General features: G+C 68.8%; 12 protein-coding genes. 5 read left to right on the top strand and 7 right to left on the bottom strand.

Annotation, left to right across the window (positions count from 1 at the left end):
- Positions 1–15 precede the first annotated feature (15 nt).
- The 4 genes from ACZ5C2_RS33860 to ACZ5C2_RS33845 form a co-directional block, all read right to left on the bottom strand.
- Entirely contained in the window at positions 16–1,077 is a 1,062-nt protein-coding gene (locus tag ACZ5C2_RS33860) for an ABC transporter ATP-binding protein (protein ID WP_468799894.1), read from the bottom strand.
- Between the two features lie 10 nt (positions 1,078–1,087).
- Entirely contained in the window at positions 1,088–2,065 is a 978-nt protein-coding gene (locus tag ACZ5C2_RS33855; protein WP_468799892.1) for an ABC transporter permease, read from the bottom strand.
- Between the two features lie 104 nt (positions 2,066–2,169).
- On the bottom strand, positions 2,170–3,969 hold the full coding sequence (locus tag ACZ5C2_RS33850; RefSeq protein ID WP_468799890.1) for an ABC transporter substrate-binding protein: 1,800 nt from the start codon (positions 3,967–3,969) through the stop codon (positions 2,170–2,172).
- A gap of 102 nt (positions 3,970–4,071) precedes the next feature.
- The gene (locus tag ACZ5C2_RS33845) at positions 4,072–5,118 is read right to left on the bottom strand and encodes an ABC transporter permease (RefSeq protein ID WP_468799888.1); all 1,047 of its coding nucleotides are present in this window, start codon (positions 5,116–5,118) and stop codon (positions 4,072–4,074) included.
- A 441-nt stretch (positions 5,119–5,559) separates the two neighbouring features.
- Between ACZ5C2_RS33845 and typA the strand changes: the two genes are divergently transcribed.
- Positions 5,560–7,476, top strand: coding sequence for a translational GTPase TypA (gene typA / locus ACZ5C2_RS33840; RefSeq protein ID WP_468799886.1), 1,917 nt, complete (start codon positions 5,560–5,562; stop codon positions 7,474–7,476).
- A gap of 75 nt (positions 7,477–7,551) precedes the next feature.
- Here typA and ACZ5C2_RS33835 read toward each other — a convergent pair whose 3' ends face one another.
- Positions 7,552–9,834, bottom strand: a complete 2,283-nt coding sequence (locus ACZ5C2_RS33835) for an ABC transporter family substrate-binding protein (RefSeq protein ID WP_468799884.1) — start codon at positions 9,832–9,834, stop codon at positions 7,552–7,554.
- Positions 9,835–10,157: 323 nt separating this feature from the next.
- Between ACZ5C2_RS33835 and ACZ5C2_RS33830 the strand changes: the two genes are divergently transcribed.
- The 4 genes from ACZ5C2_RS33830 to ACZ5C2_RS33815 are packed head-to-tail and all read left to right on the top strand — an operon-like array spanning position 10,158 to position 14,044.
- The gene (locus tag ACZ5C2_RS33830; protein ID WP_468799882.1) at positions 10,158–10,451 is read left to right on the top strand and encodes a hypothetical protein; all 294 of its coding nucleotides are present in this window, start codon (positions 10,158–10,160) and stop codon (positions 10,449–10,451) included.
- A gap of 44 nt (positions 10,452–10,495) precedes the next feature.
- Positions 10,496–11,332: a hypothetical protein gene (locus ACZ5C2_RS33825; protein WP_468799880.1), complete on the top strand. Its 837-nt coding sequence runs from the start codon at positions 10,496–10,498 to the stop codon at positions 11,330–11,332.
- Positions 11,333–11,348: 16 nt separating this feature from the next.
- Positions 11,349–13,283 carry a fumarate reductase/succinate dehydrogenase flavoprotein subunit gene (locus ACZ5C2_RS33820; RefSeq protein ID WP_468799878.1) on the top strand — a complete coding sequence of 645 codons (1,935 nt, stop codon included), beginning with the start codon at positions 11,349–11,351 and terminating at the stop codon, positions 13,281–13,283.
- Entirely contained in the window at positions 13,280–14,044 is a 765-nt protein-coding gene (locus tag ACZ5C2_RS33815) for a succinate dehydrogenase/fumarate reductase iron-sulfur subunit (protein ID WP_468799876.1), read from the top strand. The genes ACZ5C2_RS33820 and ACZ5C2_RS33815 overlap by 4 nt, the downstream gene beginning before the upstream one ends.
- On the opposite strand, the gene ACZ5C2_RS33810 is transcribed toward ACZ5C2_RS33815, so the two are convergent.
- Together ACZ5C2_RS33810 and ACZ5C2_RS33805 are read right to left on the bottom strand one after the other, a co-directional pair.
- Positions 14,031–15,443, bottom strand: coding sequence for a glycoside hydrolase family 18 protein (locus ACZ5C2_RS33810; protein ID WP_468799874.1), 1,413 nt, complete (start codon positions 15,441–15,443; stop codon positions 14,031–14,033). The genes ACZ5C2_RS33815 and ACZ5C2_RS33810 overlap by 14 nt on opposite strands.
- Positions 15,444–15,533: 90 nt before the next feature.
- Complete coding sequence (locus tag ACZ5C2_RS33805) at positions 15,534–16,094, bottom strand: GNAT family N-acetyltransferase (protein ID WP_468799872.1); 561 nt, start codon at positions 16,092–16,094, stop codon at positions 15,534–15,536.
- Positions 16,095–16,117: the final 23 nt, after the last annotated feature.

The raw sequence follows: 16,117 nt of genomic DNA, 5'->3' as shown, positions 1-16,117 counted from the left end.
GTCTCGGATCTCTCCCTAGCGCAGCCGGGGCTGGATCGTGTCGATGAATATGGACTGCTTCTGCTCCGCCGTCAGATGACAGGCGGCGGCGCGGCCTTCGCCGAGCGACGGGCGCTCGGTACTGCAGCGGTCGCCCCCCACCTCGCCGGTGAAGGCGCAGCGCGGGTGGAACGGGCACCCGGAGGGCGGGTTCAGCAGGCTGGGCGGAGACCCGGGGATCGGGTTGAGGGCCTGCGAGGTGTCGCCGCCGAGGCGCGGCATCGAGCTGAGCAGGCCCCAGGTGTAGGGGTGCTTCGGCTGACGCAGCACCTCGCGGACACTGCCGCGCTCCACGGCCCGGCCCGCGTACATCACCAGCAGGTCGTCGGCCACGTCGGAGATGACCCCGAGGTCGTGGGTGATGAAGATGATCGCCGAGCCGAACTCCTGCTGGAGGTCCTTGAGCAGGTCGAGGATCTGGGCCTGGACCGTCACGTCCAGGGCTGTGGTCGGCTCGTCCGCGATCAGCAGGTCGGGATCACAGACCAGGGCCATGGCGATCATGGCACGCTGCCGCATACCGCCGGAGAACTGGTGCGGGTAGTCGTCCACCCGGGTCTGGGGCTGCGGGATGCCGACCTTGGTCAGCATCTCGATCGCCCGCTGCCGGGCCTCCTTCTTGGAGGCGCCGGTGTGCTTCATGTACGGCTCGGCGATCTGCCGGCCCACCGTGTAGTACGGCGAGAGCGCCGTCAGCGGGTCCTGAAAGATCATCGCGACCTTGTTGCCGCGGAGCTTCTCCATCTCCTTCTCGGAGGCGGTCACCAGGTCCTGCCCCTCGAGGATGATCTCGCCCTCGACGGTGCTGGACATGGGGTTGTGCAGGCCGAGCACCGTCAGGTTGGTGACGGACTTGCCGGAGCCCGACTCGCCGACGATACCGAGGGTCTTGCCGCGTTCGACGTCGAAGGACAGCCCGTCGACCGCCTTGACGATGCCGTCCTCGGTGGAGAACCGCACCCGCAGGTCGCGGACCGAGAGGAAGGAGTCCGGCCCGGTCGGGGCCTTCTCGCCTTCGGTCTTGGTCAGTGTGGTCACGGTTCTTCTCCTAGCTGAGCCGCACGCGCGGGTCGATGTACGCGTAGACGAGGTCCACGAGGATGTTCAGGAGCAAAATGAAGAACGCCCCGAACAGCATGACGCCCATGGTCACCGGCAGGTCCTTCGTCAGCGACGAATCCACCGCGAGACGGCCGATGCCGGCCAGGTCGAACGTGAACTCCGTGACCACCGCACCGGACAGCAGCGCGCTGAGGTCGATACCCAGGATAGTGACGATCGGGATGAGCGAACCGCGCCAGGCGTAACGGAAGAAGACGTAGCTCTGCTTCATGCCTTTGGCACGCGCGGTGCGGACGTGTTCTTCCTGGAGCTGCTCGATCATGGTCGAGCGCGACATACGCGTGTACTGCGCGGTGAAGATGGTGGCCATCACCGCCCACGGGATCAGCAGGCCGACGGCCCAGGTGAGCGGGTTCTCGGTGAACGGGTGGTAACTCGGGTTGTCCAGCCAGCCGGCCTGGTAGACGACGATGCCGAGGACGATCGGGCCGAGGAAGTAGATCTGGAACGAGCTCAGCACGATGGAGGCGCCGCTGACCAGCTTGTCGACGACGGTACCGCGCTTCCAGGCGGCCATCAGGCCGGAGCCGAGACCCAGGATGAGGAAGATCACCAGACCGCCGACGGTCAGCGAGAGCGTCAGCGGGAAGCGGTCCATGATCGAGTCCCAGACGAACTGACCGGAGCTGAAGGACTGTCCGAGGCACGGTGCCTCACAGTGGCCGGTCGCGAAGTCCCGCCCTGCGACGATGCCCGTCATGAACTCCCAGAACTGGGTGGTGATGGGCTTGTCCAGGCCGAGGTTCTCGCGGATCACGGCAAGGTTCTCGGGCGAGCAGTTCTTGCCGCAGGACAGCGCGGCGAAGTCCTGAGGAACCGTATAGAACAGAAAGAACGTGAAGGCGCCGATCAGGAACATGATGACGACGGCGCCGATCAGCCTGCGGATGAGGAACTGAAGCATGGCGGGTGAATGCTCTCTTCGAAACGCGGCGGCAGGGAGGGGGTACCGTCCGCGGGGGTGCGCTCCGCCTGGCGCGCACCCCCGCGGTCAGCCTAGCTGACGGGTTACGGCTTCTTCAGGTACAGGTCGTTGATGTCGATGTAGCTCGACTCGGTGCTGTACCGGGCGCCACCGATGTTCGATCCGTAGAGCTGGATCTGCTTGGAGTAGTAGACCGGGGCTGCCGGGTTGATCTCCTCCACGATGCGGTGGTGAGCCTGCTCCCAGGTCTTGGCGGCCTCCTCCGGCTGCTGGATCAGAGCCTTCTGGATCAGCTCGTTGACCTGCTTGTCGTTGATGTGCGAGTAGTTCGACGCACCGTCGGCGACGAGCTCACCGTCGTAGACCGGAGTGATGACCGTGGACGGCGACGACCAGTCCTGGCCCCAGCCGGTCATGTAGATGTCGTACGGGTTGTCCAGCTTGCCGACCTGCTCGTAGAAGCTGGCCCGGTCGATCTCCTTGGCCTGGACGTCGAAGCCGATCTTCTCGAGCGCGTCCTTGATGATGACCTGCTGCGCCTGGCCGCGCGGCGTGTTGGAGTAGGCGTAGCTGATCTTGGTGCCCTCCTTGAAGCCGGCCTCCTTCAGCAGCTCCTTGGCCTTCGCCGGGTCACCGTTGGGCTTCTTCAGCTTGCCGAACGGGTCGTACTCGGGGTCGTAGTTCGGCAGGGTCGGGGCGAGCAGACCGCCGGCGATCTCACCGCCGTAGCGGCCACCGTCCGCCTGGACCATGGACTGGTTCGGGATGGCGTAGGTGATCGCGTCACGGATCTTCTTGTCCTTCACCCGGTCCAGGTTGAAGGTCAGCTGCCACACGTAGGGCTGGTAGCCCTGGATCGTGCGCTTCTTGGCCTTCGCGTCACCGATGACCGTGGTCATCTGCCCCGGGTCGACCGGGTCGGTGAACTGGATGGCGTTCTTGGCCTCGCCCTGGTCGGCGATCAGACGCTTGGTCTGGCTGGCCTGGTCGATGGTGGAGCTGAAGTTGTAGCCGTCGACGTACTGGTGCCGCACCGAGTCCGTCTTCGGGTCCCACTGGTCGTTCTTGACCAGCTTCATCGACTTGCCCGGCTTGTACTCGGCGATCTTGTAGGGGCCGAGCGCGGCGGGGGCGTCGTCGTACTTCTCCTTCGTGTCCTGCTTCTCGGGCACGATGGCGTAGCCGGCCATGGCCAGGGCCTGCGGAAGGTCCGGACGCGGCTTGTCGAAGTGGAAGACGACCGTCTTCTCGTCCGGGGTCTCCAGGACGGTGTCCGGCAGGTGCTTGCCCTTGTAGGGGCCGTCCGGCAGCGCCTTGCGGTAGTCGTTGCCCGAGAGCCAGGACTGGACGAAGGTCGGGCCGTCGAAGATGACCTTCGAGTACAGGCGCTCGATGGAGTGGCGGACGTCGGTCGAGGTGATGGCGTTGCCGTCCTCGTCCTTGACGCCGTCCTTGAGCGTGTACGTCCAGGTCTTGCCGCCGTCGGAGGACTTGCCGGAGTCGGTGGCGATGTCACCGACGACCGTCAGGTTGCCCTTCTCGTCCTCCTGGTAGTTCGTCAGACCGCGGTGGATCAGGTTGGCGAACTGACCGGCGTCACTGACGTAGATCTGACCCGGGTCCATGTGGGTCAGGTCCGACTGCATGTAGACGTTGATGAAACCACCGGACTTGGCGCCGGCGACCTCTTCGGCCGGGCCCGTCGATGCGGCGGCGTCACCGTAGGCGACAGGGTCCTGCTGCTCGGCGGCGTCCTTCTGCGACTTCGAGTCGTCCTTGCCCTTGCTGTCGCTGCTGTCGCTGGAGCAGCCGGTCAGCGCCAGCGAGCCGGCCACGATGGCCACGGCGATGGCACGCGCGGTACGCGTTCTGATGGGCTTCATGATGCGGATGCACCTACCTGTCATTGGGTTGTCCACGAGTGCTGCCTGACGGTCCGGAAGCCCGGCACGGGGGCGGCAGCTCCCCCACCCACCAATGGACGTTTACCGTCCGGTCTTGGGGTCGAATGCGTCCCGGACGGAGTCGCCGAGAAGGTTGAAGCAGAGAACGAAGACCACCAGCGCCACACCCGGGAAGAACATGAACATCGGGTCCTGCTCGTACACGCCGGCGGCGAGGGCGAACATCCGGCCCCAGTCGGGGGTCGGCTCGACGAAGCCGACGCCGATGTACGACAGGAAGGCGATGGAGAGGATCGTCCCCGGCAGGATGTAGGTGGCCTGCACCAGGATCGGGGTCACGATGTTCGGCAGGATCTCCTTGCGCACGATGCGCCACGGAGAGGCACCGGACACCTTGGCCGCCTCGACGAACTCCCGGTCGGCCAGCGAGAGTACAGAGCTGCGCACCAGACGCGCCAGGCCCATCCAGCCGAGGAACCACATCACCAGGGTGATGGCCAGGGCCCGCAGGTAGGTGGGGGTCTCGTCCTGCGGGTCGACGAAGAGCGCGACCACGACGGGCATGAAGGCGATGAAGAACAGCTGCTGCGGGAAAGCCAGGAAGAAGTCGGTGACCCGTCCCAGCCAGTAGTCCACCCGGCCGCCGAAGTAGCCCATGATCAGGCCGATGAGGACGCCCGTGAGGACACACAACGTCGTGACGACCACGGCCATGTACAGCGAGGTCCGGATGCCGTACAGCAGCATCGTGAACACGTCACGGCCCAGCTTCGGCTCCACGCCGAACCAGAAGTCGCCCGACATGCCGCCGAAGGATCCGGTGGGCATGGCGAAGTCGTCCAGGAGGAACGGGTACTCCGGCTCCTGGGCGTACAGCGTGTAAGGGTTCTTGCCATACAGCTTGGAGATGAGCGGAGCCGCGGCGGACACCACGAAGAAGAAAATCACTACGCACGCGGAGACGACCCCGGTACGGTCGCGCTTGAAGCGCTGCCACATCAACTGGCCGGGGGAACGACCCTCGGGCTGCTTCTCGCCCTTCACGACCGCGTTTTCGGTGGTCGCTGCGAGCTCAGGGTCCAAGACAGCCGCGGACCCGGAGTCCTCGGCCTTGATTGGACTGGTCATCGTGTTCGTCCCCCGGGGGGTTGGAGAGTTGAGCGCAGCACAGATACCGGCAGGTTCTGTGGTTTGGGGGAACTTTCGCCAAGACCGTCAACGCGCGTCAAGGGCGGAAGGCATAGGGATCTCCCTACCGTCCATATTTTGAGCAAAAATTGCAAAGATTGACACCTACGCGCGCTTGACACCGGTAAACAGAAATCGACATTTCGGACATTAAGGCGCACCATTTTGTTTACATGTCCGAAACGTGTTTCCGTGTACACCGATATGCGAACGAGTCCTCCCGGTTCCCGGGAGCCTCAGAGGGCCCAGGGGCTCGCGAGGGCGGACCTCGCGGCGGGCCCGTACCATGGAGGAGGCCGAGGCGTGTGTCAGCCCGGCAGGGCCCGCACACCACAGACACTCGTGCAGGGCATTCCTCAGCACTCCGGGAGTACGCCTTTTATGGCACCGTCCGCAACACGTCACGACATCCGCAACGTCGCCATCGTCGCTCACGTCGATCACGGCAAGACCACCATCGTCGACGGCATGCTCAAGCAGGCCGGCGCCTTCGCCGCCCACCAGCTCGACTCCGTCGACGACCGCATGATGGACTCGAACGACCTGGAGCGTGAGAAGGGCATCACGATCCTCGCCAAGAACACGGCGGTGAAGTACCACCCCAAGGACGGCGGGGAGCCCATCACGATCAACATCATCGACACCCCCGGCCACGCCGACTTCGGCGGCGAGGTCGAGCGCGGCCTGTCGATGGTCGACGGTGTGGTGCTGCTGGTGGACGCCTCCGAGGGCCCGCTGCCGCAGACCCGCTTCGTGCTGCGCAAGGCGCTGCACCAGCGGCTGCCGATCATCCTCTGCATCAACAAGACGGACCGTCCGGACGCCCGGATCGACGAGGTCGTCAACGAGACCTACGACCTCTTCCTCGACCTGGACGCCGACGAGGAGCAGATCGAGTTCCCGATCGTCTACGCCTGCGGCCGGGACGGCGTCGCCTCCCTGACCAAGCCGGACGACGGCACGGTCCCGAAGGACTCCACCAGCCTGGAGCCGTTCTTCTCGACCATCCTGGACTACATCCCGGCCCCGACCTACGACGAGGACGCGCCGCTCCAGGCCCACGTCACCAACCTGGACGCCGACAACTTCCTCGGCCGTATCGCCCTGCTGCGCGTGCACCAGGGCGAGCTGAAGAAGGGGCAGACGGTCGCCTGGATGAAGCGCGACGGCTCCGTCGGCAACGTGCGCATCTCCGAGCTGATGATGACCGAGGCGCTCACCCGCAAGCCCGCCGAGAAGGCCGGCCCCGGTGACATCTGCGCCGTCGCCGGTATCCCGGACATCATGATCGGCGAGACCCTGGCCGACCCGGAGAACCCGATCCCGCTGCCGCTGATCACGGTGGACGAGCCGGCGATCTCCATGACCATCGGCACCAACACCTCCCCGCTGGTCGGCCGCGGCGGCACCGGCAAGGGCGCGGGCAACAAGGCGGCCGTCAAGGACCGCAAGGTCACCGCCCGCCAGGTCAAGGACCGCCTGGACCGCGAGCTGATCGGCAACGTCTCGCTCCGCGTCCTGGACACCGAGCGCCCCGACGCCTGGGAGGTGCAGGGCCGTGGCGAGCTGGCGCTGGCCATCCTGGTCGAGCAGATGCGCCGTGAGGGCTTCGAGCTCACCATCGGCAAGCCGCAGGTGGTCACCAAGGAGATCGACGGCAAGGTCCACGAGCCCGTCGAGCGCATGACCATCGACGTCCCCGAGGAGCACATGGGCGCGGTCACACAGCTCATGGGCGTCCGCAAGGGCCGGATGGACAACATGTCCAACCACGGCTCCGGCTGGGTGCGCATGGAGTTCGTGGTGCCCTCCCGCGGCCTGATCGGCTTCCGTACGGAGTTCCTGACCCAGACCCGTGGCACGGGCATCGGCCACTCCATCCACGAGGGCCACGAGCCCTGGTTCGGGACGCTCACGACCCGTAACAACGGCTCCCTGGTCGCCGACCGGGCCGGCGCGGTCACCGCGTTCGCGATGACCAACCTCCAGGAGCGCGGTGTGCTGTTCACCGACCCCGGCACCGAGGTGTACGAGGGCATGATCGTCGGGGAGAACTCCCGCTCCGACGACATGGACGTGAACATCACCAAGGAAAAGAAGCTCACCAACATGCGGTCGTCCTCGGCCGACTCGTTCGAGGCGATCGTCCCGCCGCGCAAGTTGTCGCTGGAGCAGTCCCTGGAGTTCTGCCGTGACGACGAGTGCGTGGAGGTCACCCCGGAGGCCGTGCGCATCCGCAAGGTGAACCTGGACGCCCGCGAGCGCGCCCGCGCCACGAGCCGCGCCAAGCACGGCTGATCCCGGCCGAACCGTACGGGGAGCGGCCCACCCCTTGGTGAAGGGGTGGGCCGCTCCTCGTACGCGCCCGAGGCGTCAGTCCCCGGCCGACGGCGCGGAGCTCCCCGTGCCCGGTGAGCCCGACGGGCCCTCGGCGGACTTCTTCACGAAGCCCATGTCCTCGAAGACCGGCGTACGGAAGCCGAAGGCGCCGGCGTTGGCCAGGTTCTTGCGGGCCGCGGTGAGCTGGGGACGCTGGAAGAGCGGGATCGAACCGGCCGCCGCCCAGATGCGCGAGTCGGCCTTGCGGATCAGGGCGTGGCGCTCCTTGTCGTCGAGGGTGCCGATGGCCTGGTCGAAGAGCTGGTCGATCTGGTCGGTGCCGACACGGGTGTAGTTCTGCTCCACGTTCAGGGAGCCGTCGGCGGCCGGGACCGGCTTGGAGTGGACGGGGCGGGCGTCGGTGGCGGGGAAGGCGGTCGCGGGCCACGAGTACAGGGCGAGGTCGTACTCGCCTGAGGCGATGTGGTCCTTGAAGTAGCTGTCGTCGTCGACCTTGGAGAGGTCGGTGCGGATGCCGATCCTCCCGAGCATCCTCGAGATGCGGCCGGCCACGGTGGCCAGCGTGTCCGAGCCGGGCCCCGAGGGCAGGACGAAGCGGAGGGTGAGCGCCTTGCCGTCCTTGGCGACGGGAGCGCTGCCGGCCCGGGCCGGGGCGGCGGTGCCCTCGGGGGCGTAGGCGCCGGGGGCACCGCCCTGGTTAAGTTGCCCGGTGCCGGTGCCGGAGTCGCGCGGGGCCCTGTTGTCGGTGGTGTCGGTGTTGTCGCCAGTGCTGTCCCCCTCCCCGCCGCTGTCCCCGTCCCCGCTGCCCCCGTCGTCCTCTTTGTCGTCCTCGCCGACGATGTACGTTCCGTCGTCGCCGTCGTCGCCCCCGGACTCGCTTCCGGAGCCGTCCCCGGCGCCGTCGTCCTTCTCCGCCTCCGAGCCGGCCGCTTCCTCCTTCTCGTCCTTCTTCTCCTTGACCGGCCCTCCCCGCACCCAGCCGGCGTCCGCGAGCAGCGCCCGGGCCTCCTTGGCGTCCTGCTTGCCGAGGGCTCCGCTGCCGTCGGCGTAGGCGTCCTGGCCGGCCAGCGCGAGGTGGCTGCCCACAGGCTCGGCGGGCAGTCCCAGCGGCTTCAGGACGGCCTCCGCGAGCTCCTCGCGGTCCAGGGCACGGGCCACGGCACGGCGGACCCGCTCGTCGGCGAGAGGGCCGTCCGCGCCGTTGAGGGCGAGCTGGGTGTAGGCGGGCTCCAGTGACTTGCGCACCTCGAAGCCGCCGAGGGCCTTCTGCTGACGGGCGTACTTGGCGGCCTTCTTGCGGAGCTTCTTGCGGGCGGAGACCTCCTCGTCGGCGGCGTCCTCGTCGGAGCCGTTGGCTACCGCCCAGGAGCGCAGCGCGTCCGCGGCGGACCGGTCCGCGCCGGGGCCCATGAGGGGGGTGCTCTCGCTGCGCGGAAGCGCGGCGGCGGTGATCCGGCCGGCGGCGGAGGGGTCGATCTCGGCCAGATCGACGGTGCCGGCACTGAGCGCGGAGATCCGCTTGTCGCGGTCCACGGCGCGCAGCACGATCTTCGAGAGTTTCGCCGGGTCGCCCCACCAGCGCTTGTTGCGGGTGAGGGTGACCTCGTCCTCCTCGGTGTCGACCTTCTTCACCGTGAAGGGCCCGGCGGTGACCTTCAACTTCTCGCGTGCCCCGTCGTTGAAGGCGTCCGGGGTGCCCATGACCTCCTTGGGGTACAGCGGGGTGAAGAGGGACCGCCAATCGGCGTAGGGGCGGCTGAAAGTGACCTTGACCTCGAGGTTGTTCCCGCCTCGCTCGACCTTCTCGATGCGGTCGTAGCCGGCGTTGCGGGCGGTCCAGTAGGCGGTGTCCTTGCCGGACAGGGCGCGCCACTGGGCGGCGAAGTCGGCGGCGTCGATCTCGCGGCCGTCGCTCCAGACGGCCTGCTGGCTGAGCCGGTAGAGGACCACCTGTCGGGGCTCGGTGTCGACGACCTCGGCGGACTCCAGATAGTCGGGATTGCGCACCGCCCGGCCCCGGCCGTCCATCCGGTACAGGGAGGGCAGGACGGCCTGGGCGATCCGGGAGGTGGTGGCGTCGGCGTCCGCCTGGAAGGTGTTCAGGGTGTCCGGGACGGTGTCCACGGCCCAGCGCAGGGTGCCGCCGTCGGCGATCTTCGCCCGGTCGGCGCGCGCGATGTCCGCCCCGGCGAGCGGCTTGCCCGCGGGGTCGTCGTCGGAACCGCATCCGGCCAGCACGGGCACCGCGAGCATGCCGGCGGTGAGGAGGGCGACCGGGCGCAGAGCCGCGCGCGGTCCGGCGCCGTCGTGGGACATCTCTGGGTACCTCCGGGAGGCCGCGGGCGTTACGATCACTTTTGGTGTTATTTGGAGCTCATCCGATGTATGCGGCCCACTGAAGAGGAAAGGGTTCGGCAACCCAGGGCGACACGGCGGCCACGGGTGACAAGCCCACCCGTGCGGCCCAACGCACCGCCCGGCGCGGTGCCCGTGGGGCGCGAGGCACCGGACGATGCACCCATGCGCCTCGGCCAATCGATGCACATCCCTTCACAGCGCAAGGTGTGACGCGCAACACTCGCAGGCGCATGAACGTTGCCGCCTTGGGCCAGAAGGACCCGTGGAAGTGAGGGCAAGTCATGTCCGTGCACGACGAACTGACATCCGTCCAGCGCTGTCTCGACGACCTGATCCGGTCGGTGGGGCGCCTGGAGAAGCAGATGGGCAGCGGTGGTCTGGAGATGCGCCGCGTCCGGTCCGACACCAATCACCTGCGCGAGAGCATCGCGCTGCTGCGGGAGACGGCGGCCACCACCGCGGCCCCCCAGAAGCGGCCCGACCTCGTGACCATCTCCGACACTCCCTACGACCCCTCGCTGTGGGTGGACACGGACGACGAGGGTCTGGGCGCCCGCGGCCGTCACGCCCCCTGACCCCGCCGATCGCGGCGCCCCCTGACCCCTACCGGAGTGCACCAGTGGCCACTGGCACGGAACCCCCTGCCACAGAACCCCATCCCCGAAGCGGCGGCGTGAGAACCGGCACGCGCGCCGCGATCGACGCCCCGCATCTGCGGACCGACCGCTGGTGGCTGGCCCCGGCCGCCACCGCGGCCGGGCTGCTCGCCTTCATCGTCTACTCGACCTGGCGGGCCTTCGCCAACGCCGACTACTACGCGGCGCCGTATGTCTCGCCGTTCTACTCCCCGTGTCTGGCGGAGAACTGCGAGCCCATGAAGGCCGGGCCGAACTGGGAACTGTTCGGGAGCTGGTGGGGCATCTCCCCGGCGATCATCATCCTGATCTTCCCGCTCGGCTTCCGGCTGACCTGCTACTACTACCGCAAGGCCTACTACCGGGGCTTCTGGGCGTCCCCGCCGGCCTGCGCGGTCGCCGAACCGCACACCGCATACACCGGGGAGACCCGCTTCCCGCTGATCCTGCAGAACATCCACCGGTACTTCTTCTACGCGGCGCTGCTGGTCGCCCTGGTACTGACCTACGACACCGTGCTCGCCTTCCGCGACGAGGACTACAACTGGGGCCACGCGGGTCTGGGCACCCTGGTGTTCCTGGTCAACATCGCGCTGATCTGGGCGTACACGATCTCCTGTCACTCCTGCCGGCACATCGTCGGCGGGAAGCTCAAGCACTTCTCCAAGCATCCCGTGCGCTACCGGATGTGGCAGTGGGTCGGCCGGCTCAACGCCCGGCACATGCAGCTCGCCTGGGCGTCGCTGCTCAGCGTGGCGCTGGCCGACCTCTACGTGTACCTCGTCGCGTCCGGTGTCTTCGACGATCCGCGCTTCTTCTAGCTGGGGGCTTTGACTGATGTCCGTGGTCGACCGACAGGAGTGGGACGTCGTCGTGGTCGGGGCCGGTGGCGCCGGACTGCGCGCCGCCATCGAGGCCCGCGAACGGGGCGCCCGTACGGCCGTGATCTGCAAGTCGCTGTTCGGCAAGGCGCACACCGTGATGGCCGAGGGCGGCATCGCGGCGGCGATGGGCAACGTCAACTCCGGCGACAACTGGCAGGTGCACTTCCGCGACACCCTGCGCGGCGGGAAGTTCCTCAACCAGTGGCGGATGGCCGAACTGCACGCCCAGGAGGCACCGCAGCGCGTGTGGGAGCTGGAGACCTGGGGCGCGCTGTTCGACCGGACGAAGGACGGCCGGATCTCGCAGCGCAACTTCGGCGGCCACGAATACCCGCGGCTCGCCCACGTCGGCGACCGTACCGGCCTGGAGCTGATCCGCACCCTCCAGCAGAAGATCGTCGCGCTCCAGCAGGAGGACTTCCGGGAGACCGGGGACCACGAGTCGCGGCTGAAGGTCTTCCAGGAATGCACGGTCACCCGCGTGCTGAAGGAGGACGAGAAGGTCAGCGGGGTCTTCGGCTACGAGCGGGAGTCCGGGCGCTTCTTCGTGCTGGAGGCACCCGCCGTGGTCATCGCGACCGGCGGGATCGGCAAGTCCTTCAAGGTGACGTCGAACTCGTGGGAGTACACCGGTGACGGGCACGCGCTGGCACTGCTGGCCGGGGCCCCGCTGTTGAACATGGAGTTCGTGCAGTTCCACCCGACCGGGATGGTCTGGCCGCCGTCGGTGAAGGGCATCCTCGTCACCGAGTCGGTGCGCGGGGACGGCGGGGTGCTGCGCAACTCCGAGGGCAAACGGTTCATGTTCGACTACGTCCCGGACGTCTTCAAGGAGAAGTACGCCGAATCGGAGGAGGAGGGCGACCGCTGGTACGAGGACCCGGACCACAACCGGCGCCCGCCCGAACTGCTCCCCCGCGACGAGGTGGCCCGCGCGATCAACGCCGAGGTGAAGGCGGGCCGCGGCTCGCCGCACGGCGGAGTCTTCCTGGACGTCTCCACGCGGATGCCGGCCGAGGTGATCAAACGGCGGCTGCCGTCGATGTACCACCAGTTCAAGGAGCTGGCGGACGTCGACATCACGGCGGAGGCGATGGAGGTCGGGCCGACCTGCCACTACGTGATGGGCGGCATCGCCGTCGACTCCGACTCGGCGGCGGCGCGCGGGGTGCCGGGGCTGTTCGCGGCCGGTGAGGTGGCCGGTGGCATGCACGGCTCCAACCGGCTCGGCGGCAACTCCCTGTCCGACCTGCTGGTGTTCGGGCGCCGGGCGGGATGGCACGCGGCCGAGTACGCGAGCGGGGCGGGGTCCTCGCGCCCCCGGGCGGACGACGTACAGGTCGACACGGCCGCCGCGGAGGCCCTGCGCCCGTTCTCGGCGGAGAGCGGGGAACCGCACGAGGGCCCGCCGGAGAACCCCTACACCCTGCACCAGGAACTCCAGCAGACGATGAACGACCTGGTCGGCATCATCCGCCGCGAGCACGAGATGGAGCAGGCCCTGGAGAAGCTCGCCGAGCTGCGGGTACGGGCCCGCCGCGCCGGGGTCGAGGGGCACCGGCAGTTCAACCCGGGCTGGCACCTGGCGCTCGACCTGCGGAACATGCTGCTGGTCAGCGAGTGCGTGGCCCGGGCGGCGCTGGAGCGCACCGAGTCACGCGGCGGCCACACGCGTGAGGACCACTCCGGGATGGACCGCGCCTGGCGCAACGTCAACCTGCTGTGCGCGCTCGCCGACCGCACGGGCGGACGTCCGGTCACCGAAGCGGTGCGCGGCCAGATCGCCCTCACCCGGGAGACCACCGAACCCATCCGCCCCGACCTGCTCGCCCTCTTCGAGAAGGAGGAGCTGGTCAAGTACCTCGCCGAAGGGGAGCTTTACGAGTGAGCAGCTACGAGGCCCGCTTCAAGGTGTGGCGGGGGGACGTCGAGGGTGGCGGCCTGGAGGACTTCGAGGTCGAGGTGAACGAGGGGGAGGTGGTGCTCGACATCATCCACCGCCTCCAGGCCACCCAGGCCCCCGATCTCGCCGTGCGCTGGAACTGCAAGGCCGGCAAGTGCGGCTCGTGCTCGGCGGAGATCAACGGGCGTCCGCGGCTGCTGTGCATGACCCGCATGTCGGTCTTCGAGCCGGACGAGACGATCACCGTGACGCCGCTGCGGGCCTTCCCGGTGGTCCGCGACCTGGTGACGGACGTGGGCTTCAACTACACCAAGGCCCGGGAGGTCCCGGCCTTCGTGCCGCCGGAGGGGGTGGGTGCGGGCGAGTACCGGATGATGCAGGAGGACGTGGACCGCTCGCAGGAGTTCCGCAAGTGCATCGAGTGCTTCCTGTGCCAGGACGTCTGCCATGTGGTCCGCGACCACGAGGAGAACAAGCCCGCGTTCGCCGGACCGCGCTTCCTGATGCGGGTCGCGGAACTCGACATGCACCCGCTGGACGCGGCCGGGGAGTCCGGCCTGGACCGGGCGCGCACCGCCCAGGACGCACACGGTCTCGGCTACTGCAACATCACCAAGTGCTGCACGGAGGTCTGCCCCGAGGGCATCAAGATCACCGACAACGCGCTGATCCCGCTGAAGGAGCGGGCGGCGGACCGGAAGTACGACCCCCTGGTGTGGCTGGGCTCGAAGATCAGGAGGCGTTAGGACGCAGCCAGCCCTCCCGGTACTCCTCCCAGTTCGTCTCCGTCGCCGCGAAGTCGATGTACGGGGCGACACCGAAGAGTTCCCGGTCGGCGTCCGTCCGGGAGAGGCCGAGGCGGACGCCGCGGACGGCGGCGGCGACGGTCTCGGCGTGGCCCCAGTGGCTGAAGTTGCTCTCGTAGTAGAAAGGCAGGCCCATCAGCAGGTGGGTGGTGGGCGGGGTGACCTCCAGGGCGAGGGAGGTCTGCTGGGCCACGTAGCCGCCGTAGGTGCTCTCCAGCGGCCGCGCGGTGTCGTACGACATCACGGCGATCTGGTCGACGCGCCGGGCGACCTGGCCGAAGAACTCCTGGGACCACCACTTGGGGTGTTCGGCGAAGAGACCGGCGACGGAGTGGAGTGCCGGGAGCGGGTCGATCTGGTGGGCGGCGACCGACAGCTGGGCGTCCCGTGCGCGGGTGACGGTGCGCAGGTCGTCCAGGAGGGAGAGGTAGTCCCGGTCGCCGGAGTGCAGCGGCTCCAGGTCGAGGTGGACGCCATCGTAGCCGGTGTCCAGGACCTGACCGGCGCTGCGGACGACCTCCGCGCGGGTGGCGGCGCGGTCCAGGTGCAGGCCGTCGGGGCCCCCGTTGGCGAGAACGTCCCCGAGGAAGGCCTGGACCCGGACGCCCGGCAGCTCGCGGTGCACGGAGTCGATGAACCAACGGGCACGCGGGTACACCGACTTCGGCAGCGTCCCGTCGTGCTCCAGCGGGCCGGAATGGACGTACAGGTGACGCACCCCGGTGTCCTCGAGCCGGCGGGCGAGCGCGCTGATGTCGGCGTCCTTCTTCCGTCCGTCGACCCAGGCGTGCCCGAGCCACATGGCGTCCCGGTCACGGGTGTACGTGCCGTCCGCCGGATCGCCCATGTAGGTGACCCGCAGGGCGGTCTCGATGGCGAGAAGCGGCACGATCAGGAGGAGGGCGAGCACGAGTGCGGTTCGCCTGAACCGGCGGACCCAGGGTCCCCGGCGTCCGCCGGCCCGCCTGCCGGGGACTGCGGCGGAGTCGCCTTCGGTCCGCTCCCCCGGGGAGACCGCACCACCCGCACCACCCGCACCACCCGCATCACCCGCTCCGACCGCCTCCGGCGGGGACGCCTCACCCATGGCGGCCGCCGGCTCCGCACGCGGCGGCTCGCTGGGCGGTGAGCCTCGGCAGGCTCCCGCGGGGAAGGCATCGTCGCCGGTGTCGTCCGGGGCACTCGCCCCGGCCGGTTCCGGCGTGGAGTCCCCGTTCCCCGCGGCCGCCGGCTCCGTGCGCCCGGGCACCCCGGCGGGCTCCGGTCGGGCGTCGGGTGCCGGTTCCGGGGGCGGGGTGTCCGCCGGGGCCGGCGGTTCCTGCGGGTCCGTGCGTTCCATGCCGGCTCCCCTGCGCCTGTCGACTCCCTCGCGGCAGCCGTGTGGTCGATGTCGGAGGGAGGACGAGGGGAACGGGTGGCCCGGTTGCGATCATGCCTCGGTGGGCGCCTGGCGCATGTGCCGGTGGCCCTCCAGAGGGAAGGCGGGCGGGGCGGCGGGGAGTACGCCGGACAGGAGGAAGCCGCTCTTCTCCGCGACCCGGCAGGAGGCCGTGTTGTCGACCTGATGCAGCAGCTCCAGGTGGGCCAGGCCCTCCTGGGCGAAGGTCGCGAACGCCCAGTCGGCCAGGGCCGTCAGGGCGCGCGGGGCCACTCCCCTGCCCCGTGCGTGGGCCGCAGTCCAGTAGCCGACCTCGGCGGAGGGAGAAGCCGTGGCCGGGCGTTTGAGGACGACGTTCCCCGCCGGCCGGGCGTCGGACGCCCGTGTCTCCTCCACGGCGAACGCGAGGCGTTCACCGGTTTCCCAGCCGCGCTGCTGCTCGGCCACCCAGCGCGCCGCGCCCGGCTCGTCGTGCACGGGCGCGGTCGCCCAGCGGCGCAGGGCCTCGTCCTGGTACAGCTCGACGAGGACGGCCGCGTCCTCGGGGGTCCAAGGGCGCAGGGTGAGGGTGCCGGTCGTCAGGCGTACCGGAGTGGCCGGGGTGAGGTGCATGGCGCGAGCGTACGCACCTCGCC

This window comes from Streptomyces sp. NPDC031365 (genome assembly GCF_055569765.1).
This window is presented reverse-complemented; position numbering and strand designations above follow the sequence as displayed.